This window comes from Vibrio maerlii, assembly GCF_003415655.1.
Taxonomy (GTDB): Bacteria; Pseudomonadota; Gammaproteobacteria; order Enterobacterales; family Vibrionaceae; genus Vibrio; species Vibrio maerlii.
The window spans coordinates 33,752-52,309 of the sequence record NZ_QRHC01000011.1; the positions used below are offsets into that span (position 1 = coordinate 33,752).

The 18,558-nt window shown below is 46.9% G+C and carries 13 protein-coding genes; 3 read left to right on the forward strand and 10 right to left on the reverse strand.

Annotated elements, in window-relative coordinates; all coding sequences use genetic code 11:
• Positions 1–67: 67 nt before the first annotated feature.
• Entirely contained in the window at positions 68–559 is a 492-nt protein-coding gene (locus DPF91_RS17435; protein ID WP_117235726.1) for a CinA family protein, read from the reverse strand.
• 73 nt (positions 560–632) lie between these two features.
• On the opposite strand from DPF91_RS17435, the gene mutS reads away from it, so the two are divergent.
• Complete coding sequence (gene mutS / locus DPF91_RS17440) at positions 633–3,194, forward strand: DNA mismatch repair protein MutS (protein WP_117235727.1); 2,562 nt, start codon at positions 633–635, stop codon at positions 3,192–3,194.
• Between the two features lie 112 nt (positions 3,195–3,306).
• On the opposite strand, the gene parC is transcribed toward mutS, so the two are convergent.
• From parC to nudF, 6 genes are all read right to left on the reverse strand, one after another.
• Entirely contained in the window at positions 3,307–5,571 is a 2,265-nt protein-coding gene (gene parC, locus DPF91_RS17445) for a DNA topoisomerase IV subunit A (RefSeq protein WP_117235728.1), read from the reverse strand.
• A 6-nt stretch (positions 5,572–5,577) separates the two neighbouring features.
• Positions 5,578–7,458 (reverse strand): DNA topoisomerase IV subunit B, encoded by a 1,881-nt coding sequence (gene parE, locus DPF91_RS17450; protein WP_117235729.1) that lies wholly within the window; start codon positions 7,456–7,458, stop codon positions 5,578–5,580.
• A 203-nt stretch (positions 7,459–7,661) separates the two neighbouring features.
• A complete protein-coding gene (gene yqiA, locus DPF91_RS17455; RefSeq protein WP_117235730.1) occupies positions 7,662–8,246 on the reverse strand; it encodes an esterase YqiA in 585 nt (194 codons plus the stop codon).
• A gap of 15 nt (positions 8,247–8,261) precedes the next feature.
• Positions 8,262–9,086, reverse strand: coding sequence for a 3',5'-cyclic-AMP phosphodiesterase (gene cpdA / locus DPF91_RS17460; RefSeq protein ID WP_117235731.1), 825 nt, complete (start codon positions 9,084–9,086; stop codon positions 8,262–8,264).
• 32 nt (positions 9,087–9,118) lie between these two features.
• On the reverse strand, positions 9,119–9,562 hold the full coding sequence (locus DPF91_RS17465) for a DUF1249 family protein (protein WP_117235732.1): 444 nt from the start codon (positions 9,560–9,562) through the stop codon (positions 9,119–9,121).
• A 7-nt stretch (positions 9,563–9,569) separates the two neighbouring features.
• Complete coding sequence (nudF, locus tag DPF91_RS17470) at positions 9,570–10,199, reverse strand: ADP-ribose diphosphatase (RefSeq protein ID WP_117235733.1); 630 nt, start codon at positions 10,197–10,199, stop codon at positions 9,570–9,572.
• Between the two features lie 272 nt (positions 10,200–10,471).
• Between nudF and tolC the strand changes: the two genes are divergently transcribed.
• Positions 10,472–11,797 carry an outer membrane channel protein TolC gene (gene tolC / locus DPF91_RS17475; protein WP_117235734.1) on the forward strand — a complete coding sequence of 442 codons (1,326 nt, stop codon included), beginning with the start codon at positions 10,472–10,474 and terminating at the stop codon, positions 11,795–11,797.
• A 104-nt stretch (positions 11,798–11,901) separates the two neighbouring features.
• Here tolC and hldE read toward each other — a convergent pair whose 3' ends face one another.
• From hldE to DPF91_RS17490, 3 genes are all read right to left on the reverse strand, one after another.
• Complete coding sequence (hldE, locus tag DPF91_RS17480; RefSeq protein ID WP_117235735.1) at positions 11,902–13,332, reverse strand: bifunctional D-glycero-beta-D-manno-heptose-7-phosphate kinase/D-glycero-beta-D-manno-heptose 1-phosphate adenylyltransferase HldE; 1,431 nt, start codon at positions 13,330–13,332, stop codon at positions 11,902–11,904.
• A 103-nt stretch (positions 13,333–13,435) separates the two neighbouring features.
• Complete coding sequence (gene glnE / locus DPF91_RS17485; protein WP_117235736.1) at positions 13,436–16,282, reverse strand: bifunctional [glutamate--ammonia ligase]-adenylyl-L-tyrosine phosphorylase/[glutamate--ammonia-ligase] adenylyltransferase; 2,847 nt, start codon at positions 16,280–16,282, stop codon at positions 13,436–13,438.
• Between the two features lie 120 nt (positions 16,283–16,402).
• The gene (locus tag DPF91_RS17490; protein ID WP_117235737.1) at positions 16,403–17,659 is read right to left on the reverse strand and encodes a methyl-accepting chemotaxis protein; all 1,257 of its coding nucleotides are present in this window, start codon (positions 17,657–17,659) and stop codon (positions 16,403–16,405) included.
• A gap of 125 nt (positions 17,660–17,784) precedes the next feature.
• On the opposite strand from DPF91_RS17490, the gene DPF91_RS17495 reads away from it, so the two are divergent.
• The gene (locus DPF91_RS17495; RefSeq protein WP_117235738.1) at positions 17,785–18,537 is read left to right on the forward strand and encodes a potassium channel family protein; all 753 of its coding nucleotides are present in this window, start codon (positions 17,785–17,787) and stop codon (positions 18,535–18,537) included.
• The last annotated feature ends 21 nt before the right edge of the window (positions 18,538–18,558 follow it).

The window sequence follows — 18,558 nt, forward strand, 5'->3', positions numbered from 1 at the left end:
TGAGCTTTTTTGACAACTTATTTCTAACCTAATGAATATTATATATTTTTAATTGCAAACACGAAGATCAATTCTGTTTACACAGGTATTCATACAGTACTTTTTGTGCGATCTCGATCGCTTGTTTTCGTACTTGTGCGCGGTCACCATCAAGCTGAAAAGTCTCGACTTTCTCCCATTTATTATCGATTGCCCACGCAAAACAAACCGTTCCTATCGGTTTATCTTTTGTGCCTCCAGAAGGGCCTGCGATACCACTGATAGAAACTGCCACGTTGGCGTTAGAGCACCTAATCGCGCCATGTACCATCTCAATCACTGTTGGCTCACTCACAGCGCCATGTTCAATCAAGGTAGATTCATTTACCCCTAACATTTCCATTTTCGCTTCATTGCTATAAGTCACGAAGGCTCTATCAAACCAAGCTGAACTACCGGCAATATCTGTAATCGCGGTTGATACACCACCTCCGGTACATGACTCTGCAGTCGCCATCACAAGTTGCTGCTTGTTCAATTGCTCGCCTAGCAAAAGCGACAAATTTTGCCCAGTTTCCATCTATTGCACCTTTCCGCTTTAGGGGGTTTCACGTATCCTAAGCCGCAATTGAAACAAACAAAAGACCTCTATTGTGAAAGCCGCACAAAAACACACTCCGATGATGCAACAGTACCTCAAGCTCAAGGCAGAAAACCCAGAGATTCTGCTTTTTTATCGCATGGGAGACTTCTATGAGTTGTTCTACGATGATGCTAAACGTGCTTCACAATTACTCGATATCTCACTGACTAAACGTGGTGCATCGGCAGGGGAGCCTATCCCTATGGCAGGTGTTCCGTTCCACGCCGTTGAAGGCTACCTTGCTAAGTTGGTTCAGTTAGGTGAGTCTGTCGCGATATGTGAGCAGGTTGGAGACCCTGCCACTAGCAAGGGGCCTGTTGAGCGCAAGGTTGTCCGTATTGTGACTCCAGGTACCGTGACCGATGAAGCTTTGCTTTCTGAGCGAGTCGATAACTTAATAGCTGCCATCTACCAGCACGGTGATAAGTTTGGTTATGCGACTCTAGACATCACCTCTGGCCGCTTTCAACTTTGCGAGCCAGAGACTGAAGAAGCGATGGCTGCCGAGTTGCAGCGTACTTCCCCACGAGAGCTTTTGTTCCCGGAAGACTTTGCTGCGGTGCAATTGATGGCGTCACGCAATGGCAATCGTCGCCGCCCTGAATGGGAATTTGAGCTAGAGACGGCCAAGCAACAGTTAAACCAGCAATTTGGTACGCGAGACTTAGTTGGTTTTGGCGTTGAGCACGCAAAACTAGGATTGTGCGCAGCAGGCTGTTTGATTCAGTACGTAAAAGACACACAGAAAACAGCACTGCCCCACATTCGCTCTTTGACGTTTGATCGCCAAGATCATTCGGTCATCCTTGATGCCGCTACTCGCCGCAATCTTGAGATCACACAAAACCTAGCTGGCGGCTATGAGAACACCCTTGCCGAGGTACTCGATCATACGGCAACACCAATGGGCAGCCGTATGCTTAAGCGCTGGCTGCACCAACCTATGCGCGACCACAACACGCTGAATCATCGCCTAGATTCGATCACTGAGCTCAAAGAGGAAGGTGGCTATGTCGATCTTCAGCCAGTATTAAAGCAGATTGGTGACATTGAACGTATCCTTGCTCGCCTTGCATTGCGCTCTGCTAGACCTCGTGATCTGGCCAAGCTTCGCCACGCGATGCAGCAACTGCCTGATCTTAAGGTCATCATGGAATCTGCTGAGCAACCCTACCTTCAAAAGCTTGCAAAGTACGCACTGCCAATCGATGAGGTGTGTGAACTACTAGAACATGCGATTAAAGAGAACCCACCGGTTGTCATTCGTGACGGTGGCGTTATTGCCAAAGGCTACAGCGCAGAACTCGATGAGTGGCGAGACCTCGCTGATGGTGCAACCGAGTTTCTTGAAAAAATGGAAGCTGACGAGCGCGAACGCCATGGTATTGATACGCTCAAGGTTGGCTACAACGCCGTTCATGGCTTCTTTATCCAGGTAAGCCGTGGGCAGAGCCACCTTGTGCCACCTCACTATGTACGCCGTCAAACATTGAAGAACGCGGAACGCTACATTATTCCAGAGCTTAAAGAGCATGAAGACAAGGTGCTCAACTCCAAATCAAAGGCGTTGGCGATAGAGAAGAAGCTATGGGAAGAGCTGTTCGACCTGCTGCTTCCTCACCTCGAGGCCCTACAAAACGTGGCGTCTGCCGTTTCTCAGCTAGACGTTCTACAAAACTTCGCTGAGCGTGCCGAAACCCTAGACTACAGTCGCCCAACGCTTTCTACTGAAGCTGGCATCCATATCCAAAATGGTCGCCACCCTGTGGTTGAACAAGTGATGGATGAACCTTTCATTGCCAACCCAATTGAGCTCAATACTGACCGTAAGATGCTGATCATTACCGGTCCAAACATGGGTGGTAAATCGACTTATATGCGTCAAACAGCGCTTATCACGCTTATGGCACATATTGGTTGTTACGTCCCTGCTGAGTCTGCAGTTATAGGCTCGACTGACCGAATATTCACGCGTATTGGTGCTTCGGACGACCTTGCATCAGGTCGCTCAACCTTCATGGTAGAGATGACTGAAACCGCGAATATTCTACACAACGCAACACCAAATAGCTTAGTACTGATGGATGAGATTGGTCGTGGTACGAGCACCTACGACGGTCTATCACTCGCTTGGGCAAGTGCTGAATGGCTAGCGAATAGCATTGGTGCAATGACGCTGTTTGCGACTCACTACTTCGAACTGACGGAACTACCAAACCAGATTAAGCACCTAGCCAATGTTCACCTTGATGCGGTTGAACACGGTGACAGTATTGCCTTCATGCACGCTGTTCAAGAAGGTGCAGCCAGTAAGTCTTATGGCCTTGCTGTCGCCGGGTTAGCTGGCGTACCAAAGGCGGTCATCAAGAACGCGCGTACTAAGCTAAATCAATTGGAAGCATTGGGTAGCAGTAATGATACGCCTCAACCAAGCAAGGTCGATATTGCCAATCAACTAAGCCTAATTCCAGAGCCAACAGAAGTTGAGCAAGCGCTCGCGGAGATAGACCCAGACGACCTAACGCCACGTCAGGCACTGGAAGCCTTGTATCGCCTAAAACAGATGCTTTAAGCCTCTATCACCTATAATCTGTTACCTTTAGGACGAAGTCCGTTCTTTATATAAAACAAAGCCAGCTCATGTGAGCTGGCTTTGTAATTTTTGAGAGGCTAATACCGAGAAGTTACTCTTCGGTTTTCTCGTCGCCATCAATCTCAATGCGGGTCACACGCTGTAGACCTCTTGGTAGCAAGCCACCACGACGACCACGTTCACCGCGGAAGTTTTCAAGATCTGAAGGCTTAAGACCTAGTTTACGCTTGCCTGCATATAGCGTTAGAGACACGCCTTGCGGTATCGACATCAAGTGAGAAACAAACTCTTCACGTGCTTTCGACTTCGCAGCAGGAATGTTGATGATCTTGTTACCCTTACCTTTGCCTAATTGAGGCAAGTCTTTGATTGGGAACATCAGCATACGACCCTGGTTGGTTATCGCTAGGATCTCATCCGAGTCGAGGTCACCAATCACTTGTGGTTGCATGATCTCTGAGGCTTCTGGCAGGTTCACCAACGCCTTACCGTTACGGTTCTTCGATAGTAGGTCTGCCCCCTTACATACAAAGCCATAACCAGCGTCAGAACCTACTAACCAAAGTTGTTGTTCTTCACCCATGATCACTTGCTTCACCGAAGTGCCCGCATTGATGTTTAAGCGGCCAGTAATCGGCTCACCCTGACTACGTGCGGATGGTAAGGTGTGCGATTCAAGCGAATAGCTTCGTCCATCACTGCCCAGGAAAACAGCAGGCTGATTACTCTTACCGCGAGCATGAGCAAGGTACTTATCACCAGACTTGTAGTTCAAGCCTTCGGCGTCAACGTCATGGCCCTTCGCATGACGAATCCAACCTTTCTCAGAAAGCACAACGGTAATAGGTTCGCTTGGTACTAGGTCACGTTCAGTGAGCGCTTTTGCTTCTGCACGTTCCACCAGTGGAGAGCGACGCTCATCACCGTATTTCTCTGCATCGGCTTGGATTTCTTTCTTGATCAGTGTGTTTAGACGACGTTCTGAGCCCAAGATCTTTTCAAGTTTCTCGCGCTCTTTTTCTAGTTCGTCTTGCTCACCGCGGATCTTCATCTCTTCCAGTTTTGCAAGGTGACGAAGCTTGGTATCTAGGATCGCGTCCGCTTGAATATCTGTGATACCAAAGCGTTCCATTAGGACAGCTTTTGGTTCATCTTCAGTTCGGATAATCTCAATCACTTCATCAAGGTTGAGGTAAGCAACCAACAAACCTTCTAAGATGTGTAAGCGAGCTAGAACCTTATCTAGACGAGTCTGCAAACGACGGCGCACCGTAGCACGGCGAAACTCAATCCACTCAGCAAGGATTTGTACTAGGCCTTTCACCTGTGGGCGATTGTCTAAACCAATCATGTTTAGGTTTACACGGAAGTTTTTCTCAAGATCCGTCGAAGCGAACAGGTGGTTCATTAGTTGATCACAATCGATACGATTTGAGCGAGGTACAATCACGATACGAGTTGGGTTCTCATGATCCGACTCATCACGAAGATCGTCAACCATAGGAAGCTTCTTAGCACGCATCTGATTGGCAATCTGTTCAAGCAGCTTAGCACCCGACACTTGATGCGGAAGCGCGGTTATCACGACGTCTGAACCTTCTTTGTGCCATACAGCCCGCATCTTCACACTGCCGCGACCAGTACGGTAGATCTTCTCAAGATCGGCACGTGGTGAGATGATTTCCGCTTCTGTTGGGTAATCCGGGCCCTGAACATATTGCATGAGATCAGGCAGTTCAGATTTTGGATGATCAATCAGGTGAACAGCCGCATCCGCCACTTCTTTCACGTTATGTGGCGGAATGTCTGTTGCCATACCAACGGCGATACCTGTAACACCGTTCAAAAGGATGTGTGGTAGACGCGCAGGCAGCATTTGAGGCTCTTTCATCGTGCCATCAAAGTTAGGCTGCCATTCAACCGTGCCCTGCCCTAGCTCGCCAAGTAGTACTTCTGCGAACTTAGACAGTTTAGATTCGGTATAACGCATGGCTGCGAATGATTTCGGATCGTCCGGTGCACCCCAGTTACCCTGACCATCTACCAACGGGTAGCGGTAAGAAAACGGCTGCGCCATCAATACCATCGCTTCGTAACACGCTGAATCACCGTGAGGATGGTATTTACCCAACACGTCACCCACGGTACGTGCAGATTTTTTGTATTTTGCCGATGCAGAGAGGCCTAGCTCAGACATCGCATAAATAATACGACGCTGTACCGGCTTAAGACCATCGCCAATGTATGGCAGAGCACGGTCCATAATTACGTACATCGAGTAGTTTAGATAAGCGTCTTCGGTGAACTTGCGCATTGGCAGCTGTTCAATGCCATCATAAGTGATTTCGTTAGACATTAATTCTTATACCTCTGCCATGTCGCCATTGCTTTGTAGCCAAGTACGGCGGTCATCCGCACGTTTCTTGCCTAGTAGCATGTCCATCATTTCGTTGGTCGCTTCATCATCATCGATAGTCAGCTGTACCAAGCGACGGGTATTAGGATCCATGGTCGTTTCACGCAATTGCAGTGGGTTCATCTCACCCAGACCTTTGAATCGCTGTACGTTGATCTTGGCTTTCTTCTTAGATAGACGCTCTAGTACGCCTTCTTTTTCGTCTTCATCCAGTGCGTAGAACACCTCTTTGCCGCAGTCGATACGATACAGTGGCGGCATAGCAACATAGATATGACCCGCTTCAACGAGAGCACGGAAGTGACGTGTGAATAGCGCACAGAGTAGCGTTGCGATGTGAAGACCATCCGAGTCCGCATCGGCAAGGATACAGATCTTACCGTAACGCAGGGTTTCTAGATTATCGCTGTCAGGGTCAATACCCAGAGCAACCGAGATGTCGTGAACCTCTTGCGATGCAAGTACTTGGTCTGCAGCGACTTCCCATGTATTTAGGATCTTACCACGCAGTGGCATCACTGCTTGGAACTCACGATCGCGAGCTTGCTTAGCAGAACCGCCCGCCGAGTCACCCTCCACGAAGAAAATTTCAGTGCGGCTCAGATCTTGTTGAGAACAGTCTGTCAGCTTACCCGGTAGTGCCGGGCCAGAAGCGACCTTCTTACGCACCACTTTCTTGCTCGCACGCATACGACGGTGCGCATTGGCGATACACGCTTCTGCGAGCAGTTCTGCAAGCTGTGGTTTCTCATTCAGCCATAGGCTGAAGGCATCTTTAACCACGCCAGAAACGAACGCTGCGGTTTGACGCGATGAGAGACGTTCTTTGGTTTGGCCAGCAAACTGCGGGTCTTGCATCTTCACTGATAGCACGTATGAGCAGCGATCAAATACATCATCACCGGTTAGCTTCACACCACGTGGTAGCATATTGCGGAATTCACAGAACTCACGAATTGCATCAAGCAGACCTTGGCGCAGACCATTAACGTGCGTACCACCTTGAGCGGTCGGGATAAGGTTTACGTAGCTTTCAGTGATCATCTCGCCGCCTTCCGGCTGCCAAATCACAGCCCAAGTCGCCGCTTCTGTTTCAGCAGAAAACTCACCCGTGAATGGGCTCTCAGGCAATACTGGGTAGCCCTTTACACCTTCAGCAAGGTAATCTTTCAGGCCATCTTCGTAGTACCAACGGTGATCATTGTTGTTCACTTTATCGGTAAAAGTGATCTCAAGGCCTGGGCACAGTACTGCTTTTGCTCTTAGGTTATTCACTAGACGTGTAACCGAGAAGTTCCCCGAATCGAAGTAGCTGGTATCTGGCCAGAAGTGAACGCTCGTACCTTTGTTACGGCGACCACAAGTACCAGTCACAGTCAGTTCTTCTACCTTATTACCGTTCTCAAAAGCCATTTCATACACTTGGCCTTCACGGCGCACAGTGACCTCAACACGCTTAGATAGGGCGTTAACGACCGAGATACCTACACCGTGTAGACCACCTGAGAACTGGTAGTTCTTGTTCGAGAACTTACCACCGGCGTGCAGCTTACAGAAGATCAGCTCCACACCTGAGATTTTTTCTTCTGGGTGAATATCAACAGGCATGCCTCGACCATCATCGATAACTTCCAACGATTGGTCAGCATGAAGAATTACTTGAACCTTAGAGGCATGTCCGGCTAGCGCTTCATCGACACTGTTATCGATAACTTCTTGGCCCAAGTGGTTTGGGCGCGCTGTATCCGTATACATCCCAGGTCTACGACGTACCGGCTCTAGGCCATTGAGGACCTCAATGGCTCCGGCATTATATTGTTCAGTCATAATACGGAGTTATTTCTATTTCTAATTTGAGCTTACTTTGCAGCAAATCGCGCAGGAATGATAGTCAGCAAGCCAATAATGGGAATTAGCTTCAATTGTGTGATGACGAATTGAGCAAGTCCCTGCTGCGCCTTTCTAGAAAAGCACCAACTAACTCCCGTTAATTGGTGCTCTTCGAGATTCTTGATTTGAGATTATAGCCGCTAAAGCGCTAAAAACTCGATAATCTGTTTGGGGTAGCGCTCAAAGTCAACAAAGCTGTGATCGCCGCCCTCTTCTACGGTCTGTTTCGCCCCTTTGAGTTTATTAACAGCCTGACGGTAATCCAAAACCTCATCTTCGGTTTGCTGTAGCAACCAGAAGTCTTGTGGAGTTGCGATCTCAGCAACATCCAAATCTAATAGCTCACCCATGTGCTTTTCTTCTAGAACATAGCGTTCATTGGTGTAAGGATTCACTTGTTCACCAAGGTAGTCTTGAAGCAGCTCGTAAGGTTTAATCGCAGGGTTAACCACCGCAGCTTTAAAGCCAAACAATGAGTTTAACCAAATCGATAGGTAGCCACCCAATGAACTTCCAACCAGACCGATAGTGTAGTCATCTTGGTATTTCTCTACTAGCTCCAAAAGCAGGGCTTTCGCCTCGCCGGGATAACAAGGTAGCTGTGGCGTTAAGACCTTAATATCACGACGCTCACTTTCACAGTATGCTCTCATCACATTCGCCTTATGCGACAGTGATGAGCTGTTAAAGCCATGGATATAAAGCAATAAAGACGGTTTAGACATTATGCTCTAGCTTCCTTAGTAGCCATCCGATTCAAAGTCAGGCATAAACTGATTACCCGGTAAGCGACCTACTTTCGTTTCCAATCGACCATCGGCATACAACTCGAGCTCACGCCAGCCTGGTGACTGTTCATCAAGAGCAAAATCATCGGAGTTTGGTTTGAACTGAACACAGGTCGATGGTGTTGCAATCACTTGAACACCCTGATGCATAGTATTGAGATCTTGATGTACATGACCACACACAACCGCTTTAACATTGTCGTGCTTATTCACTACATCCCAAAATTCATGCGCATCGTGCAAAGTATGCTGATCGAGCCACTTACTGCCCACCAGCACTGAGTGATGGTGCAGAACAACTAAACTGTGTTTATCTGGGTTCTGAGCCAATGTGTTGTCTAACAATTCGAGCTGTTCTTCTGATAAACGACCATGAGGCACGCCTTCGACTTGGCTATCTAAAAGAATCATCTGCCAATGCTCACCAAGTAATACATGTGGTTGAGCACTGATCTGTTCAGATGGAAAAACGGCATCCATGTTCATCTTAAAGTCATGGTTGCCTGGTAACCAGAAGCATTGCTTATCAAGGGGTTGAATGCCCTTGGCAAACTTTTGGTAGGAAATGCTGGTGTGGTCTTGAGAAATGTCACCCGTTGCCAAAATGGCATCAAACTCTAGCTGCTGTGCCAAGATCTCTGCGACCACGGCTTCAAAGCTATGTTGGGTCTTCACGCTCAGCAAAGCACCATCTGTCCGCGCAAACAGATGGGTGTCTGTGATTTGAAGTAATCGAATGCTCCCCTGAGCATTACTTAATGCTGTTTCTACTTTCAATTCAAAAACCTAAATTCTACGTTTAACCCAATTTACTCAAACATAATTGGCGCTCGGCTGATTCCATTCTTTAAGCAAAAAGTTAACCAATCGCTTAGGAACTGGTTGGTCTGAAATTTTTCATCTTTTTGCATCATACGAGTATTTGGATAGTCGTATCTCGCTTTCACTTGCGATAATTGATTACTTGAGCGCACCTCTGCGACTCGAGCATCGTGATATAGCCTGACAGACATTCGCGGTAGTGGAAACACTGGAAGCTCATCACTCTGACATATATCGACAAGAGTTGTGTATTTTGTGACTTCTTCCACACATAATTGATATGTTACATTCACAACCTGATAACAGCGAACATCCCCTACTTCCGCATGAGCAGGTAATAGTGCGTTTAACTTAGCGTAATTGGTCTCGTAAATTCTCATTAGACCTGCTAAATCAACATGATACGGTTTTTTCGCTGCTAGTTGTGTCATCGTTCTGCTAGCCTTGCCATTCGGATTGTAACTTTTGATAGTTAAGCTCTAACCATTGGAGTGCAATAATTGAGGCGCCATTCTCAAACTTGCCGTCTTCTACCCATTGATAAGCTTGTTGACGTGAGACTACGTGTACCTGAATATCCTCGTTTTCATATTCAAGGCCGTAGATTCCACCGGCGTTGCTGCTATCGACTTGGCCTACAAATACATCGAGCTTTTCAGAGCAGCCACCAGAAGATGGATAGAAAGAGGTAATCTTAGCTAAGTCGCCCACTTCTAAACCCGCTTCTTCTACTGCCTCACGACGAGCCACTTGCTCAGCGCTCTCGTCGGTATCAATAATGCCGGCCACAATTTCCAACTGCCACGGATTATCATGCTCTAGTGCACCGACTCGAACCTGTTCAATCAGCACCACTTCATCGCGGATTGGATCATATGGTAGCATCGCTACTGCGTGTCCACGCTCAAACAGCTCTCGTTCAACCGGCTCACTCCAGCCACCAGCAAATAGTCTATGCTTAAAACGGTACTTCACCATTTGAAAGAAGCCTTGAAAGACAGTCTCTTTTGAGATTATTTCTACATCCTTTGCAGTAAACTGCGAGGTTTGGTTGTCTGTCTGTGGCATATCGTCCTCTTAAGCAAAAGATTGCATGCTGATATAATGTACAACTATTAATAAATGAGTAATCTCACATTCTACTCATTGTAGATGGATACTACCAAGCATGATATTCAACTATTTATGTGACTCTTACAAAATTTTTTGAATCATCTTTGTTGATATTGCACAAAATGAACAATTTAGAGTAAAAAACGGTAAAGTTGCGGATGAATAACCAACAAGTTAGGTTACACTCTCCAACAGTCACCTTTATTGAATCCAGCAGGAATAGGACAATGAAAAAACTGCTTCCACTATTAATTAGTGCAGCCCTAGGTAGCGCAAGCTCATCAGCTATAGCGGACTCGCTAGCTCAGATTTACGATCAAGCAAAAGAAAACGATCCAACCCTACTACAATCAGCAGCAACGCGTGATGCCGCATTTGAAGCCGTAACATCAAGCCGTGCAACGCTTTTACCTCAAATTGTATTATCAGCTGGTTACGATATTAATAGCGGTGAGATTAATAACTCTAGTGGTACGCAAGACAATGACAAAAATACCTTCACAGCAGGTATCAATTTCTCACAAGAGCTATATCAACGTTCATCGTGGATCACTTTGGACACTGCTGAAAAATCAGCTCGCCAGCTAGATTCAGCTTATGCAGCACAGCAGCAAGCGCTGATCCTGCGTGTTGCAACAGCGTACTTTGATGTTCTGCGCGCACAAGATAACCTAGTGTTTGTCCAAGCAGAGAAAGCAGCCGTTGGCCGTCAGCTTGAGCAAACTAAGCAGCGTTTTGAGGTAGGGCTTTCTGCCATTACCGACGTACACGATGCACAAGCGCAATACGATGCAGTATTGGCAGACGAAGTGTTAGCGGAAAACAGCCTAACCAATAGCTACGAAGGTCTGCGTGAGATCACCGGTCAAGAGCACTCAAACCTGAATGTTCTGGATACAGATCGTTTCTCGGCAAGCAAAACAGCGACTTCAGCAGACGCACTTGTAAGTGAAGCGGAAGAAAAGAACTTAAGCCTACTGGCAGCTCGCATATCCCAAGATATTGCTAAAGATAACATCTCATTACAAAGCTCAGGGCACTTACCATCGCTAACTTTAGACGGCGGTTATAACTATGCAGATCAATCCAATAGCACATCAGACTATGATTCAGATAACTTCAATATTGGTTTAAATCTATCGGTTCCACTTTACACTGGTGGTTCTACTACCTCGCTAACTAAGCAGGCTGAGTACAACTATGTAGCAGCAAGCCAAGAGCTAGAAGCGACTTACCGTGAGGTGGTTAAGAACGTTCGTGCATTCAACAACAACATCAGCGCATCTATCGGTGCACTGCGTGCGTATGAGCAAACGGTAATATCAGCGCAATCTGCACTGGAAGCGACTGAAGCGGGATTCGACGTAGGTACGCGTACTATCGTTGATGTACTAGATTCAACTCGTCGTCTGTACGATGCGAACAAGAACCTATCAAACGCTCGATACGATTACATCATCAGCGTTCTTCAGCTACGCCAAGCAACAGGTACTCTAAGCGAGCAAGATATCCTAGATATCGATGCTGGTCTGAAAGAAGCACCTCAAGCGTAAACTAGCTACTCGTAGATATAAGAAAGCCCGCTCAGTTTAATGAGCGGGCTTTTTGTTGTTTGCTATTTTACTGCCTGTTTGAGCTATTCTGGCAAATGGTAAGATTAATCCTTCCCACCTTTAATTGCTTCGATGATTTCTGTCGTTGAGCAGCCTTCTTCGAAGTTCAATACCTTCACTTCACCACCAGCCGCAATCACTTCTGTACCACCCGCGATCTCTTCTGGTTTATAGTCACCGCCTTTCACGAGTAGTGATGGCAGAACCTCAGAGATAAGACGTTGTGGTGTTTCTTCACTGAATGGTACCACCCAATCAACAGCACCAAGACCAGCCAGTACCGCCATACGACGATCGGTTGGGTTTACTGGGCGACCAGGACCTTTTAGACCACGTACAGATTCATCGGTATTCACAGCTACGATCAGGCGATCGCCAAGTTCAGCAGCATGGTTAAGATAAGATACGTGACCTGCATGAAGGATATCGAAACAACCGTTGGTCATCACAACCTTCTCACCTTTCGCACGTGCTTTCTTCACAGCTTCAACCAAAGCAGCTTCGCTGATCACACCAAAGTCCGTATCCTGGCTACCGTGTACCGCTTCTGCCAGTTCAATTTCAGACAGAGTCGAAGTACCAAGCTTACCAACAACAACGCCTGCTGCAGCATTTGCTAGTGCACACGCCTCGTCCAGAGGTTTACCCGCAGCAACAGAAGCCGCAAGAACAGAGATTACCGTATCGCCAGCACCGGTTACGTCATACACTTCTTTCGCTTGTGTAGGAAGGTGAAACGGTTCCTGACCTTTACGTAGCAGTGTCATACCATTTTCGCTGCGTGTTACTAATAGTGCTTCAAAATCAAACTCTTCGATCAGCGCGATGCCTTTCTCTACGAGCTCTTGCTCAGACTTCACCTTACCCGCAACTAGTTCGAACTCAGCCATGTTTGGCGTTAGTAGAGTAGCGCCACGGTAGCGTTCAAAATCTGCGCCCTTAGGGTCGATAAAGACAGGTACACCTGCTGCACGTGCTTTCTGGATGTATTGCTGTACGTGCTCTAGAGCACCTTTTGCGTAATCAGACAAGATGACTGCTTTCATCGTAGGTAGCGCTGCATCCATTCGAGAAAGCACCAACTCTGCATCGGTGTTTTCAAACTTATCTTCAAAATCTAAGCGGATGAGTTGCTGACCACGGCTCATCACACGTAATTTAGTGATGGTCGGGTAATCAGGTAGCGCGACAAAATCACAATGTACTTTTAGACTTTGCAGCGTGTTCGTCAGAACTTGTGCTGGCTCATCATCGCCAGTTAGACCAACGATATGAGCATGTCCACCAAGAGAAGCAATATTCATTGCAACGTTGGCTGCACCGCCTGGGCGTTCTTCATTGTTTTCTACTTTCACCACAGGGACTGGTGCTTCTGGAGAGATGCGACCTGTTGGGCCATACCAGTAGCGATCCAGCATTACGTCGCCGATGATCATTACATTCGATTGGCTGTATTCAGGCAAGATAGGTTTCATATAAAGTTCCAAACGGTTAAAACTGAGTGAAGTTTAGCACACCCCATACAGCGGCTAAACTATTGAGACTAATATCCCTTTGATAAATCAATGTTCGCAGCGATCATCCTAGCCACTGCTGCCAGATACGCTGCACATGTTCTCGCTCTTTAGTAAAGCGATCATCTGCAACATCCGCGTCTAGATTAATTAGGTTTCGACGATGTATTTCATCGCGCATGCTGGTGTAAGCATGTGTAAGCAGCAAACCCTCGTCTTCTTCAAGTATCCCTTGTGCCAACATACTCTCAAACACGCGTACATTGTCAGACCAACGAGTAAGTTTAGGGTGCTTATGACTGAAGTTAAGTACCAAATATTGTGCTAAGAATTCAATGTCGGTAATGCCACCCGCATCTTGTTTTAGCATAAAACGGCCACTTTTTTTGCCACCCAAGTGGTCACGCATCTTAATGCGCATATCAACCACATCTTGCTTAAGCTTATCACTATCACGCTCAATACACAGAATGTCGTGACGGATGCGAGCAAACTCTTGCTGTAACGCCGAATCTCCATAAATCATACGCGCACGAGTGAGCGCTTGATGCTCCCAGGTCCACGCATCATTTCTTTGGTATTCCTCAAAGGCTTCCGTTGGGCTCACCAACAAACCGGATGCGCCAGATGGACGCAAGCGAGTATCAACTTCATACAAAATGCCGGAAGCGGTGCGAGTCGAGAAGATATGGATGATTCGTTGAGCTAGGCGCAGATAGAACTGTCGTCCGTCGATCTCTTTCTTACCACCGGTGTACACGTGAACTGGACAATCGTGCATAAAGACAATATCTAGATCTGAGTTGTAACCTAGCTCCCAGCCCCCGACTTTTCCGTAACCAACCACCGCAAAGCCTTTACCATCGCGATCTTTTAGGTGAGTTGGGACACCGTATTTCTCTGACACTTGTAGCCAAGCTTGGTTCACCCCTGCTTCAACAATGGCCTCAGAGAGATAGGTCAGATGATCACTCACCTTCATTACCGGCAGCACACCCGCAATGTCGGCAGCCGCAATACGAAGAATACAGATCTGCTTGAACTGACGCAGCGCTTCCATCTGCTGTTCCATATCGTCTTCTGGGATACGGGCAAGATAGTCGCGTAACTCTACTTTATACGACTCAAGCGGGATCGGATTATACAGCTGCTGCGGGTCAATCAGTTCATCGAGAAGGATTGGGTAGCGCCCAAGTTGTTCGGAGATCATTGGGCTCGCAGTACATAAGCGTACAAGCTGCACTAATGCCGCATTGTGTTCATCCAATAGCTCAAGGTAGGTCGTTCGGGTAACGATTCGATGCAATAAGTGCAATACTCGAGGCAAACCAAACTGAGCGTCTTTATTGGTAAATAAGGCCTGAAAAACCTTTGGCATTAAACGGTTTAATACTTCACGGCCACGTGGGCCAAGGGTTTTCTTGGCAAGATCTTTCTTAAAGTGCTCAATCGTTGTGACCACTTTATCGGGGTCCTCCACCTCAATGTCCGAGGTCAAGATGTTGAGCAGCACATCATGATCGTGCGCCATATCCCATAGCTCAGTAAAGTGTTTAGCAATGGTTTCGCTCTCTTCTTCTTCATCACCAATCAGGTGCTCAAACACCTTATGGACATTACCCATATAGCTGCTCACATCATCACGAAGCTCTGTCCACGATTGGTAGCCCATCGCAATCGCGAGTTTGTACTGCTCAAGTTCATCATCAGGGAGGGTTTGAGTCTGCTTATCTGCCATCGCTTGCAGCAAGTTTTCAAGTCTACGCAAGAACAGGTAAGCCTCACGAAGGTGAACAACCTCATGAGATTCAAGCTGGTGAAGTGAGTCAATGGCATCAAGAGTCTCCAATAACCCACGGCCGCGTAGGCTAGGTTCACGACCACCACGAATCAACTGGAAGACCTGAGCAATAAACTCGACCTCACGAATGCCCCCAGCGCCCAGCTTAATATTGTTACTCAAGCCTCGACGACGTACTTCGGTACTGATCATCGACTTCATTCGACGCAACGATTGAATCGCACTGAAATCAATATAGCGGCGGAATACAAACGGGCGTAGCATTTGACGCAGCTCTTGATACTGCGGATACATCTCACGCCCCATGACCCGAGCCTTAATCATGGCATAGCGCTCCCAATCACGACCTTGTTCTTGGTAGTAATCCTCTAACGCAGCAAAGCTCATAACCAATGGGCCGCTCTCGCCAAATGGGCGAAGACGCATATCGGTACGATAGCAAAAGCCATCAAAGGTTTGCTGGTCGAGAGCTTTGATAATGCGCTGACCAAGGCGGGTAAAGAACTGAGCATTTGCAATGCTGCGACGAGCACCTTGTGTCTCACCATTCTCTGGATAGGTAAAAATAAGGTCGATATCAGACGAAAAGTTGAGCTCTCCACCGCCGAGCTTACCCATACCAATGATCAGCATCGGCTGAGCTTCACCTTGTGTGTTGGTTGGCGTGCCCCACTCAGCGCAACAAACTTTGTACTGCCATTGGTAGGTTTCAAAGATCATCGCCTCAGCAAGCATCGAAAGATGTTTCAGGCTTTGCTCTAATGACCAGGTCGCATTGAAGTCTCGCCAAGCAATATAGCTCATCTCTCGATTACGGAACTGTCGTAGCACGCGATGACCACTCATCTCATCACTGCATTGATCTAGCTTTGCCGCAAGATCCGCTCTATAACCTTCACTACGATCTTCAATGGTTAACATTTCAGGCAAGTCGCGACATAAAACCTCATCGCGATGTAGATTCTCAGCAACAAACTGACTTAGTCCCAATACTCTTTCTAGCGACTGTTTTAGCTCAATTGGCCAATTTTCTAAGATGGCGCTGTGTTGTTCCTCCAACCGAGCAAGTTGAGCTTGAGCATCTGCGTGAAGCTGAGTAGGCAAAGTCATGTGTGATCCTTTGATGTCATTCCATAAACTATGTCTAAGATATCAAACTCAGTCGATAAAAAAATGCCCGCAATAAAAATTGCGGGCATTAGGAGTAACTACTTGTTTAGATTCTATGAATTAGACCTTAAACGAGCGAATCTTACCGTCTAGTTCTTCAGCGTTGTTTTGCATCATCTCTGATGTTTCAAGCAGTTCACCAACAACAACAACGGAAGCTTCAACCAGCTCACGAACATTGGTTAGGTTGGAATTCATCTCTTCCGCTACACTACTTTGTTGGCCCGCCGCCGTTGCAATATGGAAGTTCATATCGTTAATTTGTGTCACTTGGCTCACGATGCCATCCAGCTCGGTGCCTGCGCTGGTTACCAGCTCAACACCTTCAGCAGCCTCTACTACACTCTTTTCCATCAGCTCTACCGCAGAATTTGCGCTAGTCTGTAGCTGACCAATCATATCTTGGATTTCAACCGTCGCTTCTTGAGTACGTTGCGCCAAGTTACGAACCTCGTCGGCAACCACAGCAAAGCCACGACCCGCTTCACCAGCACGTGCCGCTTCGATTGCTGCATTCAGTGCCAGTAGGTTGGTTTGTTCAGAAATCCCTTGGATTGTTCCGACCACGCTACCGATTGATTCAACGCGTTCTTCTACTTGATTCACAGCTTGAGCAGAAGCTGCAATATCGGTAGATAGTTCGTTCATCTTAACGACCGTGCCTTGAACGAACTCTTGACCCGTTACCGCTTGAACAGATGCTTGCTCTGTTACCGCTGACGCGCTTTGTGCGTGCTCAGCAACCGTCTGAACCGTTGAGCTCATCTCACTCATTGCCGTAGCAAGCTGGTCGATTTCGTTAAACTCTTCTTGCGCAGACTCTTTGGTTTCAGACATGCTCATCGTCATCACTTCTGTCAGCGTTGAAAGCTCTTCTGAAGAAGCCATTTGCGTCTTGATGATGTCATGCAGTTGAACGCGAGTTTTCTCAAGTTCACGCGCCACATCACCGTACTCATCTTTACAGTCCATAAAGATAGGTTCGGATAGATCTTTTTCAGCCATGCGCTTAATGCTTTCACTCAAGTACTTAGTTTGACGCAGCATAATATTGGCAGCAAACAGCAGCAGTGCGACAAATACAACAATCATCACCGCTGTTTGCCAGAATACTTGTACTAGATATGCGTCATAATGTTGTTGAGCAACCGCTGCATTGTTGGTTGCACTCATTAACGCATCGTGGAAGCTATTCGCATCCCAAAGCTGTTTTGCAATTAGTAAGATGGTACTAAAGACCATTAACATGACCATTTTAGGGACCAAGCGAATATCCGTTATCACTTTTTCCCAAGGTTTGAAAACCACTCCAGCCATTGTCACTTCTCCACGATGTCTATTATATTTTGAATCTATTGTTGCCAACTATTTGTTCTCATATATAAATAGTGCTCTCAAACACCAAGTTTCACAAATGAGAAAACAATTATTTTGCGCCGCGTATGAATAGAAATGATACCAAAAATGAGTTAAAGCCGATGAGCCTGTTATCGCTAATCTTGTCATTCATGGCATTATTTGTGATCTCAACACTGTTGTTCGTAACAATTGATGAAGAGACCCGTCATTTGCTTATCGGCTTGGATTTTATTATCTGTAGTGTTTTTCTTATCCAACTCACCATGGATTTGATCCGTGCCACAAATAAAAGGCAATACCTCAAAACTCATTGGGTCGATTTTGCTGCAAGCCTGCCAATGATCGAGCCTCTAAGGTACGCACGTTTATTCCACATCTTCCGAGTCATACTGCTAATTCGCTCAGGGCGAGTGGTGCTAAAGCAGCTTTCCCGTAACCGTAAAGAGACCACCCTAGCGAGTATCCTTTTGTTACTTGTCGTTCTGTTAACCGTCGGTTCAATGACCATTTTGAGTGTCGAGAGTCGAGCGCCGGATGGGAATATTCATTCATGGATTGATGCGATTTGGTGGGCATTTGTGACAATTTCGACCGTCGGATACGGTGATCACTATCCGGTAACGGATGTGGGCAAACTGGTTGCCTCGATTGTCATCATTTGTGGTGTTGGTTTGTTCGGTATGATTTCGGGTTTGATTACCTCAATCATTACTCACTCTGCAGAAGAGCAGCTCAACGATGACATGATGATGAAAACCATCATCAAACAGCAACAAGAGATCCTGCAACGTCTAGAGGCTATAGAGATTGCGCTTAAAGAAAGCGACGCTGATTAAGCATCGCTTGATGTTTGCTCT

Coding starts and splice junctions, on each gene's coding strand:
- DPF91_RS17490 (WP_117235737.1), bottom strand. CDS start 17,659: ATGGCTGGAGTGGTTTTCAAACCTTGGGAAAAAGTGATAACGGATATT.
- yqiA (WP_117235730.1), bottom strand. CDS start 8,246: ATGTCTAAACCGTCTTTATTGCTTTATATCCATGGCTTTAACAGCTCA.
- parE (WP_117235729.1), bottom strand. CDS start 7,458: ATGACTGAACAATATAATGCCGGAGCCATTGAGGTCCTCAATGGCCTA.
- parC (WP_117235728.1), bottom strand. CDS start 5,571: ATGTCTAACGAAATCACTTATGATGGCATTGAACAGCTGCCAATGCGC.
- tolC (WP_117235734.1), top strand. CDS start 10,472: ATGAAAAAACTGCTTCCACTATTAATTAGTGCAGCCCTAGGTAGCGCA.
- nudF (WP_117235733.1), bottom strand. CDS start 10,199: ATGCCACAGACAGACAACCAAACCTCGCAGTTTACTGCAAAGGATGTA.
- glnE (WP_117235736.1), bottom strand. CDS start 16,282: ATGACTTTGCCTACTCAGCTTCACGCAGATGCTCAAGCTCAACTTGCT.
- DPF91_RS17435 (WP_117235726.1), bottom strand. CDS start 559: ATGGAAACTGGGCAAAATTTGTCGCTTTTGCTAGGCGAGCAATTGAAC.
- DPF91_RS17465 (WP_117235732.1), bottom strand. CDS start 9,562: ATGACACAACTAGCAGCGAAAAAACCGTATCATGTTGATTTAGCAGGT.
- hldE (WP_117235735.1), bottom strand. CDS start 13,332: ATGAAACCTATCTTGCCTGAATACAGCCAATCGAATGTAATGATCATC.
- DPF91_RS17495 (WP_117235738.1), top strand. CDS start 17,785: ATGAATAGAAATGATACCAAAAATGAGTTAAAGCCGATGAGCCTGTTA.